A 21857-nucleotide genomic window follows, 5' to 3' on the forward strand; every position below is an offset into this window, starting at 1 on the left:
GGAGGGCTCCTCCTCGGCGGGGGCGAGGTGGCAGGCGAGCCACAGCATCTCGCTCAGCTCGCGGGCGTCCGGCGGCGGCCCGGTCGCCGCCAGGGCCGCGCGGAGCCGGTCGATCCCGCTCATGCGTCGTCGTCGATCGGCCCGGTCAGGTACGGCATGATCCGGTCGGCGAGGGCGTGCCGGTCGCCGGCGTCGGCGTGCCGGCACAGGTAGACGGCGTTGAGCAGCTGGTCGGTGGCGAGCGTCCCGGACGAGGACCGGTCGAGGAACCGGCGGACGAGGTCGTCGCTCCGGTCGGCGAGCGGCCCGAGATGCTCCCGGACGATCGCGGCGAGCTCCGCCTCCCCGGCCGGCTGCCGCAGTTCGACGGTGACGCAGCGGCGCAGGAACGCGGGCGGGAACTCGCGCTCGCCGTTGCTGGTCAGCACGATGAACGGGAACGCGTTGCAGCGGACGGTCCCGCCGGTGACGGTGACCCGGGCGCCGGGCCCGTCGGCGGTCATGACCTCGGCGGACGGGTCGGCCCGCCGGGTCAGCTCGGGCAGCTCGTACTCGCCCTTCTCGAAGATCGTGAGGAGGTCGTTGGGCAGGTCGATGTCGCTCTTGTCGATCTCGTCGACCAGCAGTACGCGCGGGCGCTTGTAGGGAAGCAGGGCGGTGCCGAGCGGGCCGAGCCGGATGAAGCGGCCGATGTCGTCGTCGGCGGGCATGTCGTCGCGTCCGGCGGCGTACAGGCGGGTCAGGGGGTCGTACTGGTAGAGGCCGTCGCGGAGCGTGGTGCGGCTGGTGATGGGCCAGTGCAGGACGGGCCCGAGACCGAGTTCGTGGGCCACGGCGTAGGCGAGCGTCGACTTCCCGGTACCGGGCGGCCCCGTCACCAGCAGCGGCCTACGCAGGTACAGCGCGGCGTTGACCTGCTGTACGGCGTCGTCCGACGGCCGGTAGGTGGTGGCCTGGTGCTCGTTCCCGGAGCCGCCGGACGGGGTGTCCAGGACGGGCTCGCCGTCGAACGTGCGCCATGGCGGCGGGCCGGGGAGCCGGTCGATGCCGTCGTGGGTGCGACGGCTCCCTGTGTAGAGCAGCCAGTCGGACACCTATACCTCCATGGCGAGCGGGGGGTCGGGAAGGCGGGACGGGTCGTCCCACAGCAGGGTGAGGTCGCGTCCGCAGTGCGGCTCGTCCTTCGGCGCCACCAGGGCGGCCTTGCGCAGGGCGAGCGCCACCTGCGGCAGCTCGCCCGGATGCCTGCCGCCGACGGCGGCGGTCAGCTCGTCCATCACGCGGTGCCCCCGGCAGTCGCCGTGGGACGGGGCGTCGCAGGGCGTGCGCGTCCACAGCATGACGGGGATGCCGTTGTTGAGCGCGGCCGTCAGCCAGCTCTTCACCGGGCGCGACCCGTAGACGAGCACGCAGAAGTCGATGTTCGCCTCCAGCCAGTCCTGGAAGTCGCTGCCCTTGCGGGGCGCGTCGCAGGCGATGGGGCGCGGGTCGCTGCGGCCCCGCTCGTGCAGCAGCCGCCAGCGGTGGTGCGCCTGGTCGCGCCGGAACGAGTCGGGCCGCATCCGCTCGACGTCCCGCACGACGACCGGGTAGCGGCGCATCGGGATCCTGTTGCGCGGGTCGAGGTGCCACTGCTCGAACGGCTTGCCGAGCCAGCTCTCCGGCACCGCGAACTCGATCATCCAGTCGCGGCCGAACAGCGCGGGCGCCAGCGCCGCCACGCCCGCCTCGGCCACCGCCCGCACCCGCTTCTCCGGGACCCGCTCGGTCGGCCGGCGCGGGCCCTCGGCGCCGTCGATCCAGGTGTGCACGGTGACGTCGAAGGCGTTGTCGAACGTGACCCGCTCCAGCCGGACGATCACCGACGCGGGCCCCGGCCCCGCCGCGGCGGCGGGCGCCGCGCCCGGCAGGTGCCGCGCCGACCAGGCGGTGAGCCGCCCGCGCACCGCGTCCGGCAGGTGCGGGCCGAGCGCCGCGAGGTAGCGGACGAGCCGGTCCTCCGGCCAGCCCTCGGCGACGTACCGCACCGACCCCCACGCCGACCGGAACCCGCCGGACGCCCGGCGCCCGGTGACGCGCTCCAGGGCGGCGTCGAGCGGGTCGGTCCAGCGCACGCCGTCGAGGAGTTCGCGCAGCTCGCGGCGCGCGTCCGGGGTGAGCCAGCGGAGCGGCAGCAGGTCGTCCAGCTCCTCCCAGTGCGTTCGGATGTGCGGGAGGGGCAGCATCCAGCCGAGGTCGGCGCGGTCGCCGTCGCGCAGCTCGGCGTTCGTCACCATGCCGATGACCTCGCCGGTCGCCGCGTCGTACACGGCCGACCCGCTGTAGCCCTCCTCCAGCCAGTCGCCGGGCCCGGTCTTCAGCTCCCACCATTCGCGCCGCATGTCCCGGTGCGGGGACGTCGTCACGTGCGCGTGCCGCTCGTTGCCGTCCTTGCGGCGAGGAAACCCGCAGACGGCGAACGTCCGCCCGCCGAGGGCGTGCTCGTGCAGGTCGTCGGGGGCGGCCAGGCGGGCGGGCTCGTAGGGCACGGGCCGGCGCAGCTCCAGGACGGCGACGTCTCCCGGGTCGCCCTCGTGCCGCCACTCGCCGCGGCGGACGACGTCGGCGGGCAGGTCCTCCAGCAGGCCGGGGAAGCCGACGCGCGCCTCGTCCAGGCCCTGCACGGTGTGGGCGCAGGTCAGCAGCCGGGTCTCGGTGATGAGGAACGCCGCGCCGAGCTTGCCGCCGGACGGGTGGCCGACCCAGGCGCGCCACTGCCAGTCGTCCACGGTTCCGGCTACGCCCCCTCTTCGGCCGTCCCGCCGCCCGCCGGCGGGCTCGGCTGCGGCCCCCAGGTCATCTTGACCTTGAGGTGCCCCTCGACGGACGTCTTCGCGATGACGGCCCCGGCCGCCGCGTTGAGCTTCACGCCGAACTCCAACTCGACCGCGTCGGGGTTCAGGTCGCCGCCGCGCAGCGCCGCGAGCGCCGACTGGGCCGCCTCCCGGACGTTCTGGAACGCCTCCTCGAACCGGCCCGCCGCGTCACGGAAGATCTCGCCGCTCCGGGAGACCGACGCGAACCCGGGCTCGCGGTCGTCGCTCTCGACGATGATCGTCCCGTGTTCGGTCTGCCACCGCACCAGTTCGTTCACGACCGCCCCCTCACGCAGGCAAATCTAACAAGATCGTCGGTTCCGGGTGCTTTGCTGGGGGAAACGGGGCCACAGGAGGACATGATGATCACGGTCGAGCAGGTGCGGGCGCTGGCGATGACGCTGCCCCGCACGACGGAGCACCTCATCCGCGACCGGGTGAAGTTCCGCGTCGGCTCCATCGTCTACGTCGCCTTCTCGCGGGACGAGACCGAGATGGGCTTCGCGTTCCCCAAGGAGGAGCGCGCCGCGCTGGTGGCGTCCGAACCGGAGAAGTTCCATCTGCCCCGCGAGTCGGAGATGCGGTTCAACTGGGTGGAGTGCCGGACGGCCGCCCTGGACGAGCCCGAGATGCGCGAACTCGTCATCGACGCGTGGCGGATGGTCGTCCCGAAGAAGGTCGCCGCCGCCCGCCTCGGCGACCTGTAGCGCGGCGGGCCCGCGCCGCCGGCGGCCTCAGTGCGGGGGCGGCATCGGGTGGAGGGCGTTGCCCGTCGTGCAGCCCGCCTCGCCCAGCGTCCGCTGGATGCGGGGCGGCGTCCACACGCTCGTCCGGCCCGGCGCGACCCGGGCGAGGACGCAGTCGAACACGTCCGACAGGTACGGCCTCACCTTGAGGACGAGGCCGACCGAGTCGCCCTCCGCCTGGAACTCCCTGCTGATCTTCGGGTCGAGGCGCAGCGACGCGACCGCCGCGCGGACCCTCGCCTCGTCCGCCCGCCCACCGGCCGGGACGCGCGGCAGCGCCTTGGACAGCCTCTCGTGGGGGATCTTCGGCGTCGCCGGCCACGGCCCGAACTTCACCGGCTCCCCGGCCGGGCAGTCGACGTGCCGGGTGCCGTAGTCGCGGAAGTCCCCGGACGTCGAGAACCGCATCCGGAAGCACCGCTTCACCGTGATCGGCTCGTCGGGCACGAACCCGGCCTCCGCGCCCGTGCCGGGGACCCGGATGACGAGGGTCACGCCCGCCCCGGCCGTCGAGGTCCCCGACACCCGCATGACCTCGACGTCGTCCATGTCCGCCGCGCGGTGCGCCAGGTCCCGCGCGGGCCACACGCGGGCCGTGTAGAGCTTGTCGCCGACCAGTTCGGCGGTCTTGCGCGCGTCCTCGGTGGCCCGTTGCTCGGCCGTCCCGCCGGCGGCGGCGCAGCCGGCGCTCAGCAGCACGGCGGGCAGGAAGATCGTGAGTCGGCGCATCCGCTCATGTTCGCGGTGCGCGGCGCCGTGCCGCATCCGTACATGTACTCATCTGGTGGTGAGTGTGACGGCGATCGGCCGGTGATCGGAGTGGCGGACGTCCGGGTTGGCGGCGTTCCGTCCGACCAGGCCGGACGTGACGAGCACATGGTCGATCTGCTCCGCCGAGTCCGGTGTGGTCGGGAACGGGCGGGACGGCGCGAGCGCGTCGGTCAGCCCGGCGCGCATCAGCACGTCCCAGGGGCGGGAGCCGGGCTCCAGGTTGAGGTCCCCGGCGAGGACGACCTGCCGGCCGTCCCGCGCGACGTCCCGGACCAGGCCGCCGAGCTGCTCGGCCTGCCGCAGGTCGGACCAGTCCGAGGGCGGCTGCGTGTGCGTGGCGATCACCGTGATGTCGCGGCCCTGCCAGCGCAGCCCGACGGCGAGCGCCTGCGCGCCCGTCGGACCGCCCTCGGCCAGCGGCATGTTCCGGACGGACGTCACCGGCAGATCGGTGAGCAGCGCGTCGCCCCACACCTCGTCCGCCGCCGGCGCCCAGACCGCCCGCAGCCCCAGCCGCTCGGAGAGCAGGCGCAGCGAGTCGCGTCCGCCGTTCAGCAGCCAGGCCCGGTCGACCTCGCTGAGGACGACGACGTGCGGGCGCAGCGCGCGCAGGGCGTCCGCCTGCCGGGTGACGGTCATCGTGCCGTCCATGCCGTAGCCCATGCGCACGTTGTACGCGGCGATCCGCAGCCCGCCGTCGTCGATCGGCCGCCAGCCTGGCCCGGTGTCGCGCCACAGCGGGACGGCCGCCACCGCGAGGACGGTGACGACCGCAGCGCCCGCCGCCCACCGTTCTAGCCCGAGCTCCCGTGCCGGGCTCGGGGCGCGGACGACCAGCGCGGCCACGCCGAGCGCGGTCACCACCGGCACCCACCGGTTCGGGGTGCCGAGGTCGTAGGCGGAGTAGTAGGCGAACGTCAGCACGACGAAAAGCAGCCAGCCGCCCGCCATCGCCGTCCCGCGCCGTCCCGCCCGGTCGGGGCCGGGGACGGACGCGGCCCAGCCGAGGCACCCGGCCAGCGCGACCTGCCCGAGGACCTGGGCGGCCACCGTCCAGGCGGGGGAGACGCCGTGGACGCCGTCGACCGTGGCGCGCCCGGCGGCGAACCCGAGCACCGACAGCACGAGCCCGGCCGCCGGGACCAGCGGATGCCGCGTCCAGAACCGGGGCCGCGCCGCGACCGCCACGGACAGCACGGCGGCCGCCGCCACGACCGCCGCCGCGACACCGCCCGGCCATCCCGCGCTGGCCTGCGCGTGCGCCGCGTTGCCCGTCCACATGCCCCACAGGAGGAACGCGGGCCCGGCCGCCAGCCAGATCCGCGGCGCGGCGACGCCTTCACCCTCACCGGGCCGCCGCGTCAGCGCGAACGCGAACAGCCCCAGGTAGGCGATGAGAGGAAGCCAGGGGACGACGCCCGTCCGCCACACCAGGTCGATGCCCTCGACTGCCGCGTGCAGCGCCGTGGCCGCCGCGAGCCCGCCCGCGAACCCGGTCATCGCCGGCGCCGTGTCGCGGACGGTCATGGCGGTCGCGGTCAGCCACACCAGCCCGCCGAGCAGGCCCGCACTGGCCGCGTAGAGCTGGAGGTCACCGCCGTCCGCGGCCTGGAGGACGACCCGCGCGACCACCATCAGCGCCCCGCCGCCGGCCGCCAGCCGGCCCGCCGGGACCAGCCGCGCCAGCGGGACGGTGAGGAACGCGGCCACGAACCACGACACCGCGTACGCGCCCATGACCTCGGCCGGGGTCGAGCCCGCGCTGCCGACCAGGGTGATCAGCGACGGCAGGAAGACGTGCACCACGTCCGCCAGCACGACGACGCCGAGCAGGACGTCCCACCGGATCCGCGACATACAGGCCCTCCCGCTCAGAATGCGAGAAAGTCTCACGTATCCGGGTTCGGGAGCGCAAGAGGCGCAGAGTGCCCAGGCGTCGGCGGGCTGCGCTCAGGCGTGGGGTGTTCAGGCGTCGGCGGGCTGCGCTCAGGCGTCGGCGGGCTGCGCCTCGGGGGCCTGGACCGGCTCCGGCTCCTCCGCCGTCTCCGCCGGCCTCCGCCCCCACGCCATCGCCGCCGCGAAGCACGCGAACGGCAGCGCGGGCAGCATGTAGCGGTAGTCGAAGTCGACCGTGATCGGCGGGACGGCCAGCAGAGCCACCCCGGTCACCCAGAACAGCGCCGTCCGCGCGCGCGCCCGCCGCCACACGATGCCCGCCGCGCCCGCGAGCAGCACGACCCCGAGCACCGTCCCGGGCACGCTCACCCGCTCCTGGTAGCCGCGCATGAAGCCCGCGTACGGCTCGACGATGTGCGTCCGGCCGGTGCCGTGCGAGTACTCGTAGACGACCGTTCGCCGGTCCCCTCCGCCGAGCACCGGGAGGTCGGGCTTGCGCGCGGTGGGCTTCGTAGGGAAGTGGTACCGGGCCTCGGTGCCGACCGTCGGGTACTGGGACCGGTGCCACGAGAACGTCCGGACGAAGAAGTCGTACGAGACGACCCGCGCGTAGTCCAGGGGCTGGTTCTGGATCGCCCAGAGCGCGAAGCGCTGCGCCCGAGCGTTCGTCTCCTCGTCGAACGGCTTCCCGTTGGACCACCCGGTCGGCGAGTTGGCCTCCCAGATCTGGTGGGACGACGCGGGCCGGTCGCCCTTCTGCCCGTACGGGCACAGGCTGGCCAGGTCCGCGGGCGGCGTGTGCGCGTCGCAGTCGGCGAACGCGGCCGTCCGCCCCCACAGGAAGATGCCGTCCACCCCGGACATCGCGAAGCGGCCGTGCTCCTGCTGGAACCACATCCCGTACGCGCCGACCGGCAGCACGAACGCCACCGCGAGCGCCGCGTACACGGGCCACCGCGTCCGCCGCACCACCAGGTACAGGACGACGATCAGGAACAGCGGCACCCCGACCGTCCGCGTGACGGCCGCCACGCCCAGCAGTGCGCCCACCGCCGCCGCACGCCGCCACCCGGTGGCCCCGGGCTTGGCCAGCAGCAGCATCGCGCCGAAGACCAGAACGGTGAACAGGGTGTCCGACAGGAGCAGATGCTCAAGGGTGATCTGGAACGAGTCCAGCAGAATCGGTGCGACGGCCAGCGCCGCCCACGTCCGCCGCACCTCGAAGTCTCGGACGAGCATCCGGTAGCCGACCACCGCGAGCCCGACGATCGCCGCATGGTGCAACGCCGTGATCAGCGCCAGGCTGTGGAACGGCTTCAGGGCCCACAGGAACAGCCCGTAACCGGACGGCCGCAGCGGATGCGGGAACGGATCGTCGGCGATCCGCAGGAAGTCGTAGCTGTCGTTGAACCACAGCACGCCCCGGAACCCCAGCATGGTGACCACCCGCAGCGCCACACCGGCGACGAGCACCACCGCGAACAGCCAATGGCCCCTCACCGCGCTGACCACGGCACCAGCCTTCGCGCGACGGTCGGCAAGAGGGAAGAGCGGCACAGGGGGAACCTTTACTGTGGACGTGCGGGCGGACGAATCCCGCGCCGAGCGATTATCGGCCGTGTTCACGCCGGGGCGGGCCTCCAGGCTGCGTCACCGCAACCGCCCACGCATCGGCCGCGATCCTACCAGCGCCCCCGGCCGCTTCCCGGCCGTCCGTTCCCCTGGGAGACGACGGTCGGGGCGCGCCCGGAGACCGGGCGCGCCCCTCTGACCTGCGTCGGCGGGTCAGTCGTTCGGGACGAGCATGAAGGCGCGAGGCGAGGCCGTGCCGACGATGACGCCGTCGTCGTTGATCGCCGCGGCGTTGTAGAGGACGGTCCCCTCGGGCAGGTTCACGGTGACCTTGTTCAGGTCGGTCATCTTCCCGTTCTCCCAGATGAAGGCCCGGCGGCCGGCGCCCCCGCTGGAGTCGGTGTCGGAGATGCCGACGATCTGGCCCCGGTTGTTGATCCCGCCCGCGAAGCTGGCGGGCCCGCCGAGGGTGCCGAGGTCGGTGATCTTCCCGTCGCTCCAGCTGACGGCGTGCATGTAGCCCGTGAGCTTCTGCGAGTCGCCGACGACCGTGCCCTGGTCGTTGACGTCGAGGGCGCGGGTGCCGGGGTACCCGCCGCCACCGAGGGTGCCGAGGTCCCGCACCGTGCCGTTCTCCCAGATGACGGCGCGGTTCGCCCCCGACTTCGTCACCGCGGTGCCGACGACCTGGCCGCCCTCGTTGATCGCCGCCGCCTGGCTCTCGGTGCTGAAGGAGACGCCGCCGAGGCCGGGCAGGCGGCGCATGGTGCCGTCGGCGTCCCAGACCGCGGCGCGGGTCGGCTGCCCGGACTCGCTGAACGTTCCGGCCACGGTGTCGGACTCGTTGATGGCGAGCGCGGTGCTGCCGTTGGCGCCGCCGTAGGGGGCGCCGAGGTCGACGAGTTCGCCGTCGCGGTACACCACGGCGTGCGCGGGCTCGTTCGACGCCCCCGTGTAGGCGCTGCCCACGATGCGCCCGGCGTCGTTGACGCCCAGTGCGGTGTTCATGGGCAGCCTGCCGATCTCACCGTCCTGCCAGACCACGGCTTTGTCGGCGGAGCCGACCACCACACCGGCGGCGTTCACGTCGTTGGCGACGCTGGAGGCGTAGCCGGGCACGGACCCGAGGTCGACGTAGGTGTAGGTGGTCGCCTGCTCAGCGGCGTGGGCGGGCACGGTGACCGCGGCGGCGGCCAGGGCGGTCGTGGCGGCGACGGTGGCGGAACGGCGCAAGAGTGTGCTGATGGACATGTAAACGATCTTGCTGACCGCATGCGCCCGGCGATAGGCCGCCGACCATTACCGGGTTCTTACACGTCGGCGGGCACCAGCAGGCCGAACAGCCGCACCGCGACCCTCCCGTCCGGCAGCGGCGCCGGGCTGCCCGCGGCGACCGCCTCGCCCGCGGGCCACGCCGCGCCGTCCAGCAGCACCTCGTTGGACTGCAACTGGCCGTTGTGGTGGGCGACGAAGAAGCGGATCCAGTGCACCTGCCGGGTGAGCGGCTGCGAGCGCAGGGCGTCCAGCAGCCCGTCGAGGAGCGGCGCGGCGGGCGGCACCGGACGGTCGGCGAACATGTTGAGCTGAGCGCCCAGGACAAGCTCGAACGCGCCGCCCGGATGCTCGTACCGCTCCCGCTCGACCTGGCCGGGCGCGGACCCGGGACGCAGCAGCCCCTCGACGATCGGATGCAGCGCGCCGCGCTCGAACTTGCGCACCGCCTCGCTGATCGCCTCACGCCAGGTGGCGCCGGGCCCGGCGAAGCTCTCCACCAGCCGCGGCCCGGCGAGCGCCGGATGCGACACCGCGAAGTCGATCTGCCCCATCACCAGCCCCGCCGGCGCGGGATGGACGAACAGCCGCGCGTCGACCGCCGTCCCGTCGCCGGGCACCACACCGTGGCCCCGCAGCAACTCCTCGAACACGACGCGCGGTGAGGGCACGCCGCCGTCGCCCGGCACGGGCGGGGCCAGGTCGTCCATCAACCTGACTTCGCCGAGCGCCAGGTCCGACATCTGGGACCCGTCGTTCAGCGCCTGGTTGATCACGTTGAACTCGGCGCTGCGCAGCGCCACCCGTTCGATCTCGCCGCGGTCGGCCTGCTGGGCGCGGGCGAACGCGGCGGTGAACACCGGCTCGTCCGCCAGCCGGATCTGGCCGCCCGGCGCGGTCACCGCGTCCGTGTAGGAGACGTCCGGCAGCAGCCGCCGCGTGAACGCCATCGGCAGGAAGACCAGCAGCCGCTCGGCCAGCCACGGCTCGACCCCGGCCCCGGTCAGCCGCTCCCGCACCTCGTCGTCGCTCGGCGGCTCCGCCCCCGCGCAGAACGCGGCGATCCCCACCTCGACGGCGCTATCGAATCCCACGGACGTGATCATCGCGAAACACTATCCCGGTGGGCGGAGCGCCCGCAGGCGTAAATACCGCCCGGTGCCGGACATCGGCCGCACCGGCGCCCGGCCCCGCCGGACCGGGCGCCGACACGGCTCACGTCACCCTCGGCCGAGGTGCCGCGCGAAGAACCGGACCGCGCTGCCGGCCTCGAATCTGGGCAGGTCCTTGTGCCCGCCCGTGTTGGCGTGCAGCGTCTTCTCCGCCGAGGCGAAGGCGTCGAACAGCGCGAGACCGGCCGGGCGCGGGATGTGCTCGTCGTCCCACTGGAGGACGAACTCCACCGGGACGGTGATCTGCTTCGCCGCCTCGGCCAGCCGGTCGGGCCAGTGCAGACCGAACACCGCGGCGGTGATCCGGGAGTCGGCCGCCGTCAGCGGCACGCCCACCGCGGTGCCCATGTTCAGCCCGAAGTAGCCGACCGGCCCGCCGGCGCCGATCTCGGGGAGCCGGTGGAGGGCGTCCAGGGCCGCCCGGTACTCCGGCACGGCGCGTTCCGCCAGGTGGGCGTTGTAGCGGACGACGATCGGGCCCTCCGGCTCGCCCGCCGCCCGCGCCCGGTACAGCGCGGCGATCTCCTCCTCGTCGTGCGCCGTGCGCGGCCGGTCGCCGTGCCCGGGGGCGTCGAGGACGGCGACGTGGAAGCCGCAGCCCTCCACGAGGAGACGCGCACGCCCCGACATCGCCGGGGACTTCTTGTGGTTGCCGCCGCCGTGGCCCATCAGCACGAGCGGCGCGCGGCCGGTACCGGCCGACCAGAGCACACCGGGGACGCCGTCCACGGTGAAGTCGCGTTCGATGACGCCGCCGGACGACGTCTCCGCAGTGAAACGCAAGGAATGCACAGGTGATGCCTTTCGGGAGTGCCTGACTGTCGAGGCGCTCCCGGCGACCCCTACGTCAATCGCCCGACCGTGACGACGAGGGGAGCACCCACATCGATACAGCGTTCATAGGTCTCACCTCCAAGCGTCAGCACACGGCCGACGGCAACCTATCAACCGCCCTCGTGCGCGGCCCACTCCTTTTCCCGCGCGCTCAGCGCAGTTGGTCGATGACGAACCGGACGCGCTCCTCGACGGGCGCCCGGGGCAGTTCCACCAGCTCATAGCCGTATTCGGCGTAGGTCGTCACCATCGACTCGTAGGTTCGTTCCGCCTCGGCCAAGGACTGCTTGCGCTCGGTGTCCTGCTCATAGATCTCGGGCCAGGGCGGGGCGATGAACACGCGCCGCCGATAGCGGAAGGTGCGCGCCGCGGTGTGGACATGCGGCGGGACGGGCCGTCCCTCAAGGCGGAGATAGCCGACGATGTCGGGGATTCCGCGATCGAAGAAGACCGGGCCCGCCTGCGCCTCCATGCTGCGGTAGGAGCGCATCTCCCAGCAGAGCATCATCTCGGCGAACAATTCGACGTCCTGCCAGGGCAGCGCACGGCCCCCGATGGCCACCTGATCCTGGATGACACCCCGCCCGGCCTCCTGGGACCGAGCGAAACCCGTCTCCTCCAAGCGGTCGATCAAGGTGCTCTTCCCGGACCCGGGCCCTCCGGTGACCACAACGAACCCCTCCACCGCCGCAAGCCCCTCTCCACGCCGCCAGAACACCGCCGACCGCACCCTACGACGCCAAGATCATCGGTAATGGCTGCCTACCCGTAGACGGTCCTGGACGGCGAGCCGCGCGGCGGCGATCCCGACCTCACCCAGCAGCCCCGGCGCGGCGGACTGATCGGTGGCCACGGCGAGCCCGCCGCCGCGCTCGACGGCCGGACGGTCGCGCCAGGTCGTCCCCGGCAGATCCAGGGCTCCACTGCACTGCGTGCGCAGCGCGCCGCGCCGCCACGACACCGCAGCGCGCCAGCCTGGCCAAGCCTGGTCGAGGAGACGCTGCACTCGCCGCTCGACATCGGTCTTGCGCTCGTCGGGGGTGCACGCAGCCGAGATCTGGACGAGCTCATGGCCAGGAGGCGCCAACGTCGGGTCGGCCATGCTGTAGCGGGCGACGTAGATCCGCTCGTCCAGGTCCATGATCCGGAACCAGTCGGGGCCACCGCCAACCCGCATGCCCAGGTCGAACGTTGCCACGCGGGCGCCGGGCCAGGCGAGCGATCCGTCGCCGGTGATCTGCCGCGCCGAGGCGAGGCTGGTCGCCAGGATCGTCGGGCCTGCGGGCAGCGCGGACAGCCTCGTCCGAGTACATATCTCCACGCCGAGACCGGCGGCCCGCTCGGCGAGCAACGAAACCAGGACGGACCACCCGCCGACCACATACCGCGCGCCACCGGCGAGGGCCCGGCGAAGCCCCTGCCGGACGAAGGCGGCCGAGAGCCGTCCCGGATCATGATCGAAGGTGAAGATGAAGGCGACCCCAATGATCGCCTCGGCCGACCCGGCATCGACATGGCGGAGCAGCCACCCCCGGAACGACTCGTCCACCGGTGCCTCCTCGGGCAGCCCGCCGATGGCCTCGCTGAGTTCGGACGGCCAGGGCCCGAGCCGGCCGCCCACCCGGACGAGACCGGCACCGCGCGGCGCCGCCACGACGGGCGGTGCGAGGCCGCGGTGCTCCAGCCACGTCCACCACGGCCCGTCCACGTAGAGCGCGTGGGGACCGGCGTTGGCCCGGTAGGGGCCGTCCAGCGTGCGCGCCCGTCCGCCCGGCTCGGAGTGCGCCTCGGCGACGGTCACCCTCCGGCCGAGCTCGGCCGCCTCGATCGCCGCGGTCAGCCCGGTCAGCCCCGCGCCGATGATCGTCAGTTCTGGTGCCACGAGGGAGCCCTTCTCTGCGGTGTTTCCTCCTCTCGAAGGTGGCGGGGAACCTTGGGAAGGTTCCGAAGTACCTTCCCAACGTGGATCCGGAGATCGTCGCGGCCGCTCAGCGAGGGGACGCGCTCGCGCTGGACCGGCTGCTCGACGAGCTGGCCCCGTACGTCCGCCGCCTGTGCGCGCGGATCGCCCCGGCGGCGGCCGACGACGCGATGCAGGAGGCCCTCCTCGCCGTCTTCCGGGGGCTCCCTTCCCTGGACGCCCCCGAGGCGATCATGACCTGGACGCGGTCGATCGCCGTCCGCACGGCCATCCGCCTCGCCCGCCGCCACGACGCGGAGATCGCCGCGGAGGAGACGGTCATCGAGCGCGGCGCGTCCTCCCTCGAAGGACTGGTGGACATCGACGACGCCCTGGCGCGCCTTCCCGTCTCCCAGCGCGCCGTACTGGTCCTGCGCACGCGCGAGGGCCTCAGCGAGGACGAGATCGCCGCCACTCTGGGCATCGCGAAGGGAACCGTGAAGTCCCGGCTGCATCGGGCCAGGGCCGCCTTCCGGGAGGTATGGGAATCGTGACCGGCATCGACCCGATCGACCGCCTCACCATCCTCGCGGCCGCGCTACCAGGCGCAGCCATCGGCCAACGCCGCCTCGCCGCCCCCTTCAACGACGTATGGCAGGTCATCGAAGCCCTGGAGGAAAACCTGCCCCGCTATGAACCGGGCCTAGCCCATGTCCACATCACCGAACGGCACGGCGAGTACCTCCGCCTGCAGGTGCAGCACACCACCGGCCAGCAGGACTCGATGGAAGCGAGACTCCGCCCGGGCTGGTGCCTGGTGCAGTCACCCACGGTCGTAGTCGCCTTCGCCGCCCGCCCAGAAGGCGACGAGACCCTGCTGGCCCACCTGGAACACCGACGCACCGCGCCCCAACCGCACGCCACCGCCCTAGCGAAGATCGACAAGGAGCTCCGAACCATCGAAAGCCTCGCCCGCGCCACCTGAGGACGTCCCACAAATATTCTTTGACAAGAAGATTCTCGGCAAGGAATACTTGCAGGCATGGACGCAGCACTCCTCACCGCACTGGCCGACCCGGCCCGCTGGCGGCTCGTGAGCCTGTTGGCCGAGCGCCCCCGCTCGGTCGGCGTCCTGGCGCAACTCGCCGAGGCGCGCCAGCCGCAGACGACCAAGCACCTGCAGACCCTCGAACGCGCCGGCCTCGTCACCTCCCAGCGCTCCGGCCAGCGCCGCATCTACGCGCTCCGGCCCGGCCCGCTGCGAGACCTGGCGGCGGCGCTGAACCGGCTCGCCGACACCGCGGACCGGACCGGCGGCCCCTACGAGACCTTCGACCGCTACGGCGCCAATCTCGACGCCGAGCGTCGCGCCGCCGAGACCGAGAGGTGGGCCGACGGCCGCTCGTTCCGGTTCGCCCGCTCCCTGCCGGCCCGCAGCGAGCTGGTCTGGCGGCACCTGACCGAGGAGACCCTGCTGAGCCGCTGGTGGGCGCCCGAAGGGTTGCGGATCTCCGAACTCGTCTTCCAGACGCGCCCCGGAGGCCGGATCGTCCTCGCCTACCGCGACGCCGAGGACACCACCGACTCGGACGACGTCGTCGGCCGCGCGGAAGGAGCCGTCGAGGACGTCCTCCCCGGCGAGCGCCTCTCCTACCGGCTGTCCCCGCTGCTTCCCGACGGCGGCCTCGCCTTCACCGCCCACATCACCTTCGACCTGCGGCCCACCGACACCGGCACGCACCTGGACGCCCACTGGCGGCTCACCGACAGCACCGTCCAGTCCGCCGACTCCATCGCCGGCATCGAGATCGGCTTCGGCCAGAGCCTCGACAAGCTCGCGGCCGTTCTGGCCGCCTAGAACACAAGGAGCTTCCCATGGGACGACTGATCATCAACGTGGCCATGACCGTCAACGGCGCCTTCGAGGCCCCCGCGGCGGAGCCGCAGGGGTGGCTCGTGACTGACCCCGACAGCATGCAGTCCGGCCGCGAGATGTGGGAGGCGGCCGACGCCATGGTGCTCGGCCGCAAGACCTACGAGGGACTGTCCGTCGTCTGGCCCCAGCTCGCCGAGGTGCCCGGCTTCGAGGCGTACGCGGCCCGCATGAACGGCATGCCCAAGTACGTCGCGTCCCGGTCGCTGACCGGCCCGCTGACCTGGAACGCCACCCTGCTCGAAGGCGACCTCGCCGAGAGCATGAACCGTCTCAAGGAAGAGCACGCCGGCAACCTGATCGCCCCCAGCGCCGGCGAACTCACCCGCGCCCTCATCGCCACCGACCTCGTTGACGAGTTCTGGTTCAACGTCAACCCTTACCTGTGGGCGACGGGCCCCCGCATCTTCGACGAGATCGGCCCCGTCCGCCTGCAACTCGTCAACACCACGACTTTCCCCTCAGGCGTAGTCCGCCTCTGCTACCGCCCCACCAAGTAACCCCCCGGTGCTGGTGCTCACCAGGGGTACCAGCACCGACCACCGCCCCCCAGAACCCTCACCAACGAAGCCCGCGAAGCCCAGCCGACGACCCGCTACGACCGCCGCTTCAACTCACTTAAGAGCACCCGAAACGCAACCGGATCGAGGAGCAGCATGGGCGCGTCCGGATTCTTGGAGTCCCGGACGGCCACGGCCTCGGTTGGGACGGCCGCCTCGACGCACGAGCCGCCGTGATCGTTGCTTTGCTGCGCTTTACACCACGTACACCACGTCACTTGCTTCACAGCGAAACTCCTCCTGCGGGAGTGCATGAAGCTAAGCGTGGATACGCGGGTGCTGGATTATCTAGACGCGGGATGGTCTTAACCGAGCAACCTGCACGATGTGGCTGGTCGGGGTTATCGCTGCTTGAGGTCGCTCAGGAGTGCGCGGAATGCAGTTGGACGGAGGAGGAGTTCGGGCGCGTCCGAGTCCTCGGAGTCCCGCACGCCGATGACGTTGGGGAAGGCGGCGACCTCCACGCACTGCCCCCTTCTTGATCATTGCTGCCGTCCAGATGTGCCATGGCCCCGGTTGTGCGACCGGGGCCGGCCACCTGCCTGGTTGAGGAGCTACCGCTGCTTGAGGTCGGTCAGGAGTGCACGGAATGCGGCCGAGGTGAGAAGTATTTTTGGTCCGTCCGGGTCTCGGGAATCCCGGATTGCCGCCCTGCCGCCAAGTTCCGCCAACTCGACGCAGGCGCCACCTTTGTCGTCACTGTGGCGAGACTTGTGCCAGTTCGGGGTCACGCTCGAGTCCACTCGTCCATCACCTTCTTGATGTACGTCCGTGAGTCGTCGACGCACAGCGCCTTAGCCTGCAACATAGTGAACGAGCCTACGACGAAGAGGATCTCCTTCGGCTCGACTGACGTGACGCCGCCCGTTGCCGTCTCCATGTAGAGCAACTCATCACCGGTCGCCTGCGTCGCGATGTTGAACGACCCGCTCACCCCGCGATAGTAGGCCGTGGGCGCCACCTGCAGACTGATGTTCTCGCGATGGGAAACCTCGAGCAGGTATTCGAGTTGCTGCCGCATCACCGTCGAGTCTCCGACGCAGCGGCGCAGAACGCACTCGCTGAGTACCACACCGATAGTGGGAGGGGTTCTCACCTGAAAGACGGCTTCTTGCCGCCTCATGCGAGCCGCGACCGAGGCATCGGTGAGCAGCAAGGCCCGAGCGTATGACTCGAGCTGGAACAAGCCGTAGACGAAGGTCGCCTCGTAGGCGCGTAGGAGCTCGGCTGAAGCTTCAGCCTCCGAGTAGTCGGCGAAGAACTTCGGGTAGGTCGCCGAGCGGAGGTGCTTGGTCCAGGCCGCGGTGAGCTGCTCGCCCGTGTCCAGGGCCTGGTCCATGCGCTGGGCGAAGTCCCTGCGGCAGCGTGTATTGCCGCTCTCCACCTGTGAGATGTACGAGGGGGTCACTGCCACTCGCTTGGCGAGTTCCGTGCGGGTGATGCCCGCGTCTTCACGCAGGCGTCGGACTTCCACGCCGAAAGCCTTGAGGGCGGGGGACGGCTTGCGCTTGGCCATGGCGGGGGGCCTCCAGCACTTTTGAAGTGTCCTTGAGTGGTTGTGAGTCCTTGGTGTGCGTCTCCGCGCTTGCATAGTCACGTTACGCCTCGGAGTGGATTCTGTGCACAGAGTCACGGAAATCCGGAGGTGATCGTTTATGCAGGGGCGTGCGGAGATCGTCGTCCCGGTTCGGGCGGAGTCGGTCAAAACGGCTCGGGACTGGACGGGGGACGTCCTGGAAAGGTGGGGGAAGGACGCCTACGTGGCGCAGGTCGTGGTGTCGGAGCTCCTCACCAACGTCCTCCAGCACACCGGTTGTGCCTCGGCGACAGTGCGGCTCCTCCAAGCGGACAGGGGCACCGTTGTGGAGGTGTGCGACTCCTCCGACGTCCTGCCGGCCGCGGGCTCGGCGGATCTGCTGAGCGAGGACGGACGCGGACTGGCCATGCTCGGCGCGCTCGTCAAGGAGTGGGGCGCGCAGCCGCTCGGAGGCGGCGGGAAGGCAGTGTGGGCGCTTCTGCCCGACGGGACGGCGTGAACGAGGCCGACGCGCTGGCTCGGCTGCGGACGCGCTTTCCCGGCTGGGCCGTGTCGGTGGAGCGCGGCATGTGGCGGGCCTCGGGAACGCGGCGCATCTCGGCGTCGTCGCCGGAACTGCTGGAGGCGGCGATGCGCGGCGAACCGCCGTTCTCCGATGGCCTCGCGGCTCGGAGGACGCCGGTCAACCGCACTCGCTCGTTGACGATGGGCGACCGTGCTCGTCCCCCCGGGGGCCTGGGTTCCCTCGCGCGGGGGATCGGCTCCGGTCGTGCGGGGGAGTTGTGCGGCGGACGTTGCGGCGAGCGTAGAGGCATGCGACGTCACGAAGCAGCCGATGTTCACACTGACCCTGTGATTCCGCGCCGGGCCCGCTGGATCGCCTACGCCGTCCCCTTGTGCGTGCTGCCGTCCTCGGTCTTCCGGCTCACGCTGACGCCCGACGACGCGACTCTCGGTGAGGCGATTTACATCCCGGCGCTCAGTGCCGTGTCCTTCGCTTTCGCTCTGCTTGCGCTCGGGCTGGTACGGCCCTGGGGCGAGACCGTCCCCCGGTGGGTCCCGCTCGTGGCCGGACGGACGATCCCGACGCGCATGGTGGTGGTCCCGTTCGCCACGGCCGCGGTGCTGATCACCGTGCTGGCCGCCTACGGCGGGCTGAACGCGGTGTTCGGGTTCGTGGATTCGGCGCCGGTGCTCATCGGCAAGGAACGCCCGGATCGTCCCGCGGCCTCCGAAGACATCGGCCCGCTCGGCGTCGCCTCGTATGCGCCCTTGCTGGCGTGGGGGCCTCTCCTCGGCGCCGCGACCCTGTCCTACTACCGCCGCCGCACACCCGCGCGTCCCGCCCAGGCATCGCCCCTGGTGGCTTCACGCCCCTGATGGGAGAGTGCTCGTTCGGTACGTGGGCTCGCTCAGTCGTCCAGTACCTCGATCATCGGTAGCGTTCCGTCGATCCGGGCGCCTGCCGATTCCGGAGGGATGGCCTCGTCGTCCCGTACCGCCTTTGTGACCTTCATCGGTACATGAGGTGTCACCAGATACTTGCCCGGTGGCAGCACTCCGTGGTCCGGTAGGACGATCCTCGTCGTGGTCGTCCATCGGCTCATGATCGCGCATTCCGACTGGACGAACGGCTGCTGCTCGCCTGTCGTGTCGCTGCGGACGGGGAGGACGATGGCGCCGGACGCCTTTTGTGGAATATCGCTCTTCTTTGTTGGTGGTACGCGGTAAAAGGCCATGAACTCGGAGCTCTTGACGTCCAGTTGGTTCTTGCCGAGCCCGATGCCCCATTGGTACCAGTGGGTTTTTGGGCCTGCCTTTTCGCCGAAGCATTGGCGCTCACCGCTCGGCGTGTAGTAAAGGCCTCCGGGAGTGCGTCCTCGGAACTCCTCCACGAGGCGCACTTCCGTCCCGGGCTTGGCTCTGGCCGGGGTCAGCGTGTACTTGAAGTCGATGTAGGGGGTCTCGGCGGCGGGGAGATTCGCCTGGCCGAGAAGGACGCCCGGTTTGGTGAAGTAAGCGTGTACGCCGGCATGGCTTGTCCCACCCACGCTCGGGCCCGGCCAGAGGAGCCAGGCCGCGATCACGCCGCCCACGCCCGCGACGCCGATGCCGGCGGCGCCCTTCGCGCCGCCGATCTTACTCAGGAAGCCCTTGGACACGGAGGTGCCGGTCTTCGCCATGACGTCCACCGACGCCGCGCCCTGTGCGAGACCTGCCGCCACATGCCCGGCCGCCGTGGACGCCGCCGCGCCGGTCGCCGCCGCGCCGGGAGCCAACAGGGCGCTGCCGAGCATCGCCAGCGGGACGGCCGTCACCACTGTCGCGGCTATCGCGCCCAGTGCGAGCATCCCGCGCCGTTCCCAGTCCGGGCCGTAAGCCCGGACGGCGATAGCTTCGAGTTCGCTCACGAATTCGTAAGCGTTCCAGGTTCGCTTACTGGGGATTCTGGCCAGGCCCCGCCGGATCAGCGGGTGCAACGGCTCTGAAACGCTCTCGAAGGAGGTGAACCCCTCTTCGTGGGCCGCCTTCAGTTCGGCGAGCGTCGTGCCGCTGAAGGGCTTCCCGCCGGTCACGCATTCGACGAAGACGCATGTCGCCGCGTAGATGTCGGTCGCGGGAGTGGCGGGGTCGCCCGCCCATTGTTCGGGAGCCATGTAGGCGGGTGTCCCCGACCGCCCGCCCTGCCCGGTGAGGACGGCGATCCCGAAGTCGATGAGCTTGCTCTGCCCGTCGTCCTGGACGAGTACGTTTCCGGGCTTGTAGTCGCGGTGGACGACCCCGGCCCCGTGTGCGGCCGCCAAGCCGAGCAGCGAGCCCTTCAATGTCGCCAGGGCGGCCTCGGGTGTCAGTGCCCTCTCGTGCTCGTCCAATATCTTGCGGAGGGGGCGGCCGGGCACCGCCTCCAGAATGATCGCCGCGCCCCACGGGGATTCCAGGTAGTCGAGTAAGCGCGCCACATGCGGGTTGTTCACCCGCTTGAGCATCTGCGCCTCGTCGCGGAAGACGCTCTTGGCGGTCGTGTCGCCGAGCAGATCGGGGGCCAGGTACTTGATCGCGACCGGCGGACCGCCGGTCTCGTGCCGTGCGAGCACGACCTCGCCCTGGGCCCCCGTTCCCAGCGTCGCCAGTTCGATGAAGCCGGGGAGCCGACGCTCGGCCGTTGTCACTGGCCCGTGTTGGTCTGGATCTCGCCGACGGTGAGCGGGGTTTCCTCCGATGTGAAGGAGGCAGGCGGAAGGACGCCGCCGCCGGAATCGCAATTCGCGCCCACACACGTCCACGTGACGTCCCAGGTGATGGTCGCCGTGATCATGTATTTGCCGCCGGGTTCGGACGCGGACGAGTGCCGGTAGGTGTAGTTGCACGTCTTGCCGTCTCTCGACCCCGCGTCGGGGCAGTCGAAAGTCGTCTCGCCGGTCCCGGTCTTCTCGCCCATGTTCCACGTCACGGACTTGGGCTTCGCGATCAGGCTGATGTTCTGCCCGCCCACGTTGATCGGTGTCGTGGGCACATCCTGGAAGCCCTCCACCCACAGGGCGGTCCGCAGCCCCACGTAGGTCTTGCCCTCGGGCGCCGTGTTCACCTCGGGCGTCGGAAACTCCGCCGAGGCCCGGGCCTGGGCCACCAGTTCCGCCGTGGTCGGCGGTGCGGGCGCAGGCGCGGCCGCACCGGGAACGTCCACGACGCCCTGGGCCTCGTCCGCTGTGAGCCCCTCAGGTGGGGGAGCTTCCCACGGACCGCTGGCACCGCCGCCGCCGTTGCCGCCGCCTCCTACCGCCCCCGGCGTACGGACGGTCTTGTTGCAGCTCGCGGTCTTCTTGATGACCTGGCAAGGCGCGGCTTGCGCGGGGACGGCGACCAGCACGGGCATCGTCAGGGCCGTCGCCGTGACCGCGGCGGCGACCGTCCGGCGTCTGGTGGGGGTGTGGGGAGACATCGTGTGTCCTTCCCTGCGGACCGTCAGCATTGGCGGTCCCGGACGTTGGCGGCGACCTTCCAGGTGCCGGAGTCATACGCGAGCGTGGCGCGGTACACGAAGGCGTCACCGGGTGTCTGGCTGAGGCGTTTGCCGGTTCTGGCGGAGAAGCGGTAGGCGGCCAAGGTGCGGACGCAGTCGATGACGTAGACCTTCGTGCTGTCCTTGGAGCGGGCGTAGACGCGGGGGTTGAACGTGTTCGCGAAGCGCCAGATGACGCCCTTGGCCTTGGTGGCCTCGACGTCGTCCGTGACCTCGGTGAGGAGGGGGTCCATGGCGACGTCGGCCAGGCCGGACGGGTCGTTGGTGTCGTACGCCTTCTTGTAGGCGTCCTGGTAGGCGCGGTAGCGCTTGAGGACGGTCTTGAACAGCTCCTCCGTCGGGACGGCCGAGGGGGCGTCGGCGACCTGGGAGGGGGTGGCGGCGCCGTTGTCCAGGGAGCCGTTCGGGTCGAGCCGGCCGTTCGAGGACGGGCCGGACGATCCGCACCCCGCGACCGCGAGGAGGGACGCGACGGCGAGCAGGGAGGCGGCGCGGCTTGACCGGAGCGGGGAGGAACGTACCAACCGGGCGCGCATCGTCTTCCTTGAGCGGCAGCCGACAACGGGGCGGAATACGCGGAAAGCTTACAGAGGAGCGTGGGGCGGGAAAAGGGATTCGTTGCGAAACAGTTTGACCTCGACCTTGGTTGAGGTAGCACGCTGGCGGTGCCACCACTGACAGGAGGGGTTCTGATGCGTGCGGTGTGGTTGAAGGAGTTCGGTGGACCCGAGGTGCTCGTCCCGGGGGAGGCGCCCGATCCGGTCCCCGGCGAGGGGCAGGCGCTCATC

25 protein-coding genes are annotated in these 21857 nt (G+C 71.4%); 7 read left to right on the forward strand and 18 right to left on the reverse strand.

The annotated features are described in order from the left end of the window. Positions 1-119: 119 nt before the first annotated feature. The 3 genes from ETD96_RS17425 to ETD96_RS17435 are packed head-to-tail and all read right to left on the reverse strand — an operon-like array spanning position 120 to position 3133. Entirely contained in the window at positions 120-1094 is a 975-nt protein-coding gene (locus ETD96_RS17425; protein WP_138637514.1) for an AAA family ATPase, read from the reverse strand. Further along, positions 1095-2768 (reverse strand): VMAP-C domain-containing protein, encoded by a 1674-nt coding sequence (locus ETD96_RS17430; protein ID WP_171069071.1) that lies wholly within the window; start codon positions 2766-2768, stop codon positions 1095-1097. It abuts the gene before it with no gap. 8 nt (positions 2769-2776) lie between these two features. After that, entirely contained in the window at positions 2777-3133 is a 357-nt protein-coding gene (locus tag ETD96_RS17435) for a CU044_2847 family protein (protein WP_138637516.1), read from the reverse strand. Positions 3134-3214: 81 nt separating this feature from the next. On the opposite strand from ETD96_RS17435, the gene ETD96_RS17440 reads away from it, so the two are divergent. Next, complete coding sequence (locus ETD96_RS17440) at positions 3215-3562, forward strand: MmcQ/YjbR family DNA-binding protein (RefSeq protein ID WP_240807764.1); 348 nt, start codon at positions 3215-3217, stop codon at positions 3560-3562. Between the two features lie 27 nt (positions 3563-3589). Here the strand turns inward: ETD96_RS17440 and ETD96_RS17445 are convergent, their stop codons facing one another. From ETD96_RS17445 to ETD96_RS17485, 8 genes are all read right to left on the reverse strand, one after another. Continuing rightward, positions 3590-4330, reverse strand: coding sequence for a translation initiation factor IF-2 (locus ETD96_RS17445; RefSeq protein WP_138637517.1), 741 nt, complete (start codon positions 4328-4330; stop codon positions 3590-3592). 48 nt (positions 4331-4378) lie between these two features. Next, positions 4379-6229, reverse strand: coding sequence for an endonuclease/exonuclease/phosphatase family protein (locus ETD96_RS17450; RefSeq protein WP_138637518.1), 1851 nt, complete (start codon positions 6227-6229; stop codon positions 4379-4381). A gap of 129 nt (positions 6230-6358) precedes the next feature. After that, positions 6359-7780 (reverse strand): hypothetical protein, encoded by a 1422-nt coding sequence (locus ETD96_RS17455; protein WP_171069072.1) that lies wholly within the window; start codon positions 7778-7780, stop codon positions 6359-6361. Between the two features lie 273 nt (positions 7781-8053). After that, positions 8054-9091, reverse strand: coding sequence for a DUF3466 family protein (locus ETD96_RS17460; protein WP_171069073.1), 1038 nt, complete (start codon positions 9089-9091; stop codon positions 8054-8056). A gap of 59 nt (positions 9092-9150) precedes the next feature. After that, a complete protein-coding gene (locus ETD96_RS44860; protein WP_205719320.1) occupies positions 9151-10206 on the reverse strand; it encodes a DUF6348 family protein in 1056 nt (351 codons plus the stop codon). A 126-nt stretch (positions 10207-10332) separates the two neighbouring features. Continuing rightward, positions 10333-11067, reverse strand: coding sequence for a dienelactone hydrolase family protein (locus tag ETD96_RS17475; RefSeq protein WP_205719321.1), 735 nt, complete (start codon positions 11065-11067; stop codon positions 10333-10335). Between the two features lie 202 nt (positions 11068-11269). After that, positions 11270-11803 (reverse strand): AAA family ATPase, encoded by a 534-nt coding sequence (locus tag ETD96_RS17480; RefSeq protein WP_205719323.1) that lies wholly within the window; start codon positions 11801-11803, stop codon positions 11270-11272. 60 nt (positions 11804-11863) lie between these two features. Further along, a complete protein-coding gene (locus tag ETD96_RS17485) occupies positions 11864-13000 on the reverse strand; it encodes an FAD-dependent oxidoreductase (protein ID WP_138637523.1) in 1137 nt (378 codons plus the stop codon). Between the two features lie 80 nt (positions 13001-13080). On the opposite strand from ETD96_RS17485, the gene ETD96_RS17490 reads away from it, so the two are divergent. From ETD96_RS17490 to ETD96_RS17505, 4 genes are read left to right on the forward strand one after another with little or no spacing between them, the layout of a single operon-like run. Further along, the gene (locus ETD96_RS17490) at positions 13081-13572 is read left to right on the forward strand and encodes an RNA polymerase sigma factor (protein ID WP_138637524.1); all 492 of its coding nucleotides are present in this window, start codon (positions 13081-13083) and stop codon (positions 13570-13572) included. Continuing rightward, positions 13569-14003 carry a hypothetical protein gene (locus ETD96_RS17495; protein WP_138637525.1) on the forward strand — a complete coding sequence of 145 codons (435 nt, stop codon included), beginning with the start codon at positions 13569-13571 and terminating at the stop codon, positions 14001-14003. Before ETD96_RS17490 ends, ETD96_RS17495 begins: the two co-directional genes overlap by 4 nt. A gap of 57 nt (positions 14004-14060) precedes the next feature. Continuing rightward, positions 14061-14876 carry a metalloregulator ArsR/SmtB family transcription factor gene (locus ETD96_RS17500; RefSeq protein WP_138637526.1) on the forward strand — a complete coding sequence of 272 codons (816 nt, stop codon included), beginning with the start codon at positions 14061-14063 and terminating at the stop codon, positions 14874-14876. Between the two features lie 17 nt (positions 14877-14893). Then, complete coding sequence (locus ETD96_RS17505) at positions 14894-15451, forward strand: dihydrofolate reductase family protein (RefSeq protein ID WP_138637527.1); 558 nt, start codon at positions 14894-14896, stop codon at positions 15449-15451. A 95-nt stretch (positions 15452-15546) separates the two neighbouring features. Here ETD96_RS17505 and ETD96_RS17510 read toward each other — a convergent pair whose 3' ends face one another. The 4 genes from ETD96_RS17510 to ETD96_RS17525 all read right to left on the reverse strand — a co-directional run bounded on the left by ETD96_RS17510 (position 15547) and on the right by ETD96_RS17525 (position 17027). Continuing rightward, entirely contained in the window at positions 15547-15765 is a 219-nt protein-coding gene (locus ETD96_RS17510) for a DUF397 domain-containing protein (RefSeq protein WP_138637528.1), read from the reverse strand. An 87-nt stretch (positions 15766-15852) separates the two neighbouring features. Next, on the reverse strand, positions 15853-15975 hold the full coding sequence (locus ETD96_RS17515) for a DUF397 domain-containing protein (protein ID WP_138637529.1): 123 nt from the start codon (positions 15973-15975) through the stop codon (positions 15853-15855). Between the two features lie 90 nt (positions 15976-16065). Then, complete coding sequence (locus tag ETD96_RS17520; RefSeq protein WP_338072564.1) at positions 16066-16299, reverse strand: DUF397 domain-containing protein; 234 nt, start codon at positions 16297-16299, stop codon at positions 16066-16068. Then, positions 16239-17027: a helix-turn-helix domain-containing protein gene (locus ETD96_RS17525; RefSeq protein ID WP_171069076.1), complete on the reverse strand. Its 789-nt coding sequence runs from the start codon at positions 17025-17027 to the stop codon at positions 16239-16241. The genes ETD96_RS17520 and ETD96_RS17525 overlap by 61 nt, the downstream gene beginning before the upstream one ends. Before the next feature lie 139 nt (positions 17028-17166). On the opposite strand from ETD96_RS17525, the gene ETD96_RS17530 reads away from it, so the two are divergent. Next, positions 17167-17547, forward strand: coding sequence for an ATP-binding protein (locus ETD96_RS17530; RefSeq protein ID WP_138637531.1), 381 nt, complete (start codon positions 17167-17169; stop codon positions 17545-17547). Next, positions 17544-18428, forward strand: coding sequence for a hypothetical protein (locus ETD96_RS46715; RefSeq protein ID WP_240807766.1), 885 nt, complete (start codon positions 17544-17546; stop codon positions 18426-18428). Before ETD96_RS17530 ends, ETD96_RS46715 begins: the two co-directional genes overlap by 4 nt. A gap of 32 nt (positions 18429-18460) precedes the next feature. On the opposite strand, the gene ETD96_RS17540 is transcribed toward ETD96_RS46715, so the two are convergent. The 3 genes from ETD96_RS17540 to ETD96_RS17545 all read right to left on the reverse strand — a co-directional run bounded on the left by ETD96_RS17540 (position 18461) and on the right by ETD96_RS17545 (position 21605). Next, positions 18461-20218, reverse strand: coding sequence for a serine/threonine-protein kinase (locus ETD96_RS17540; protein WP_171069077.1), 1758 nt, complete (start codon positions 20216-20218; stop codon positions 18461-18463). Beyond that, the gene (locus tag ETD96_RS44865) at positions 20215-20922 is read right to left on the reverse strand and encodes a hypothetical protein (RefSeq protein ID WP_171069078.1); all 708 of its coding nucleotides are present in this window, start codon (positions 20920-20922) and stop codon (positions 20215-20217) included. The genes ETD96_RS17540 and ETD96_RS44865 overlap by 4 nt, the downstream gene beginning before the upstream one ends. 89 nt (positions 20923-21011) lie before the next feature. Beyond that, positions 21012-21605, reverse strand: a complete 594-nt coding sequence (locus ETD96_RS17545) for a hypothetical protein (RefSeq protein WP_138637533.1) — start codon at positions 21603-21605, stop codon at positions 21012-21014. Between the last annotated feature and the right edge of the window lie 252 nt (positions 21606-21857).

Source organism: Actinomadura geliboluensis (assembly GCF_005889745.1).
In the GTDB taxonomy this organism is placed as follows: Bacteria; Actinomycetota; Actinomycetes; order Streptosporangiales; family Streptosporangiaceae; genus Spirillospora; species Spirillospora geliboluensis.

What these genes read in the sequence shown, in the direction of transcription:
- ETD96_RS17440 (WP_240807764.1), top strand. Translation starts at nt 3,215, where the DNA reads ATGATGATCACGGTCGAGCAGGTGCGGGCGCTGGCGATGACGCTGCCC.
- ETD96_RS17445 (WP_138637517.1), bottom strand. Translation starts at nt 4,330, where the DNA reads ATGCGCCGACTCACGATCTTCCTGCCCGCCGTGCTGCTGAGCGCCGGC.
- ETD96_RS17450 (WP_138637518.1), bottom strand. Translation starts at nt 6,229, where the DNA reads ATGTCGCGGATCCGGTGGGACGTCCTGCTCGGCGTCGTCGTGCTGGCG.
- ETD96_RS17460 (WP_171069073.1), bottom strand. Translation starts at nt 9,091, where the DNA reads ATGTCCATCAGCACACTCTTGCGCCGTTCCGCCACCGTCGCCGCCACG.
- ETD96_RS17500 (WP_138637526.1), top strand. Translation starts at nt 14,061, where the DNA reads ATGGACGCAGCACTCCTCACCGCACTGGCCGACCCGGCCCGCTGGCGG.
- ETD96_RS17505 (WP_138637527.1), top strand. Translation starts at nt 14,894, where the DNA reads ATGGGACGACTGATCATCAACGTGGCCATGACCGTCAACGGCGCCTTC.
- ETD96_RS17510 (WP_138637528.1), bottom strand. Translation starts at nt 15,765, where the DNA reads ATGCACTCCCGCAGGAGGAGTTTCGCTGTGAAGCAAGTGACGTGGTGT.
- ETD96_RS17525 (WP_171069076.1), bottom strand. Translation starts at nt 17,027, where the DNA reads ATGGCCAAGCGCAAGCCGTCCCCCGCCCTCAAGGCTTTCGGCGTGGAA.
- ETD96_RS17530 (WP_138637531.1), top strand. Translation starts at nt 17,167, where the DNA reads ATGCAGGGGCGTGCGGAGATCGTCGTCCCGGTTCGGGCGGAGTCGGTC.
- ETD96_RS44865 (WP_171069078.1), bottom strand. Translation starts at nt 20,922, where the DNA reads ATGCCCGTGCTGGTCGCCGTCCCCGCGCAAGCCGCGCCTTGCCAGGTC.
- ETD96_RS17545 (WP_138637533.1), bottom strand. Translation starts at nt 21,605, where the DNA reads ATGCGCGCCCGGTTGGTACGTTCCTCCCCGCTCCGGTCAAGCCGCGCC.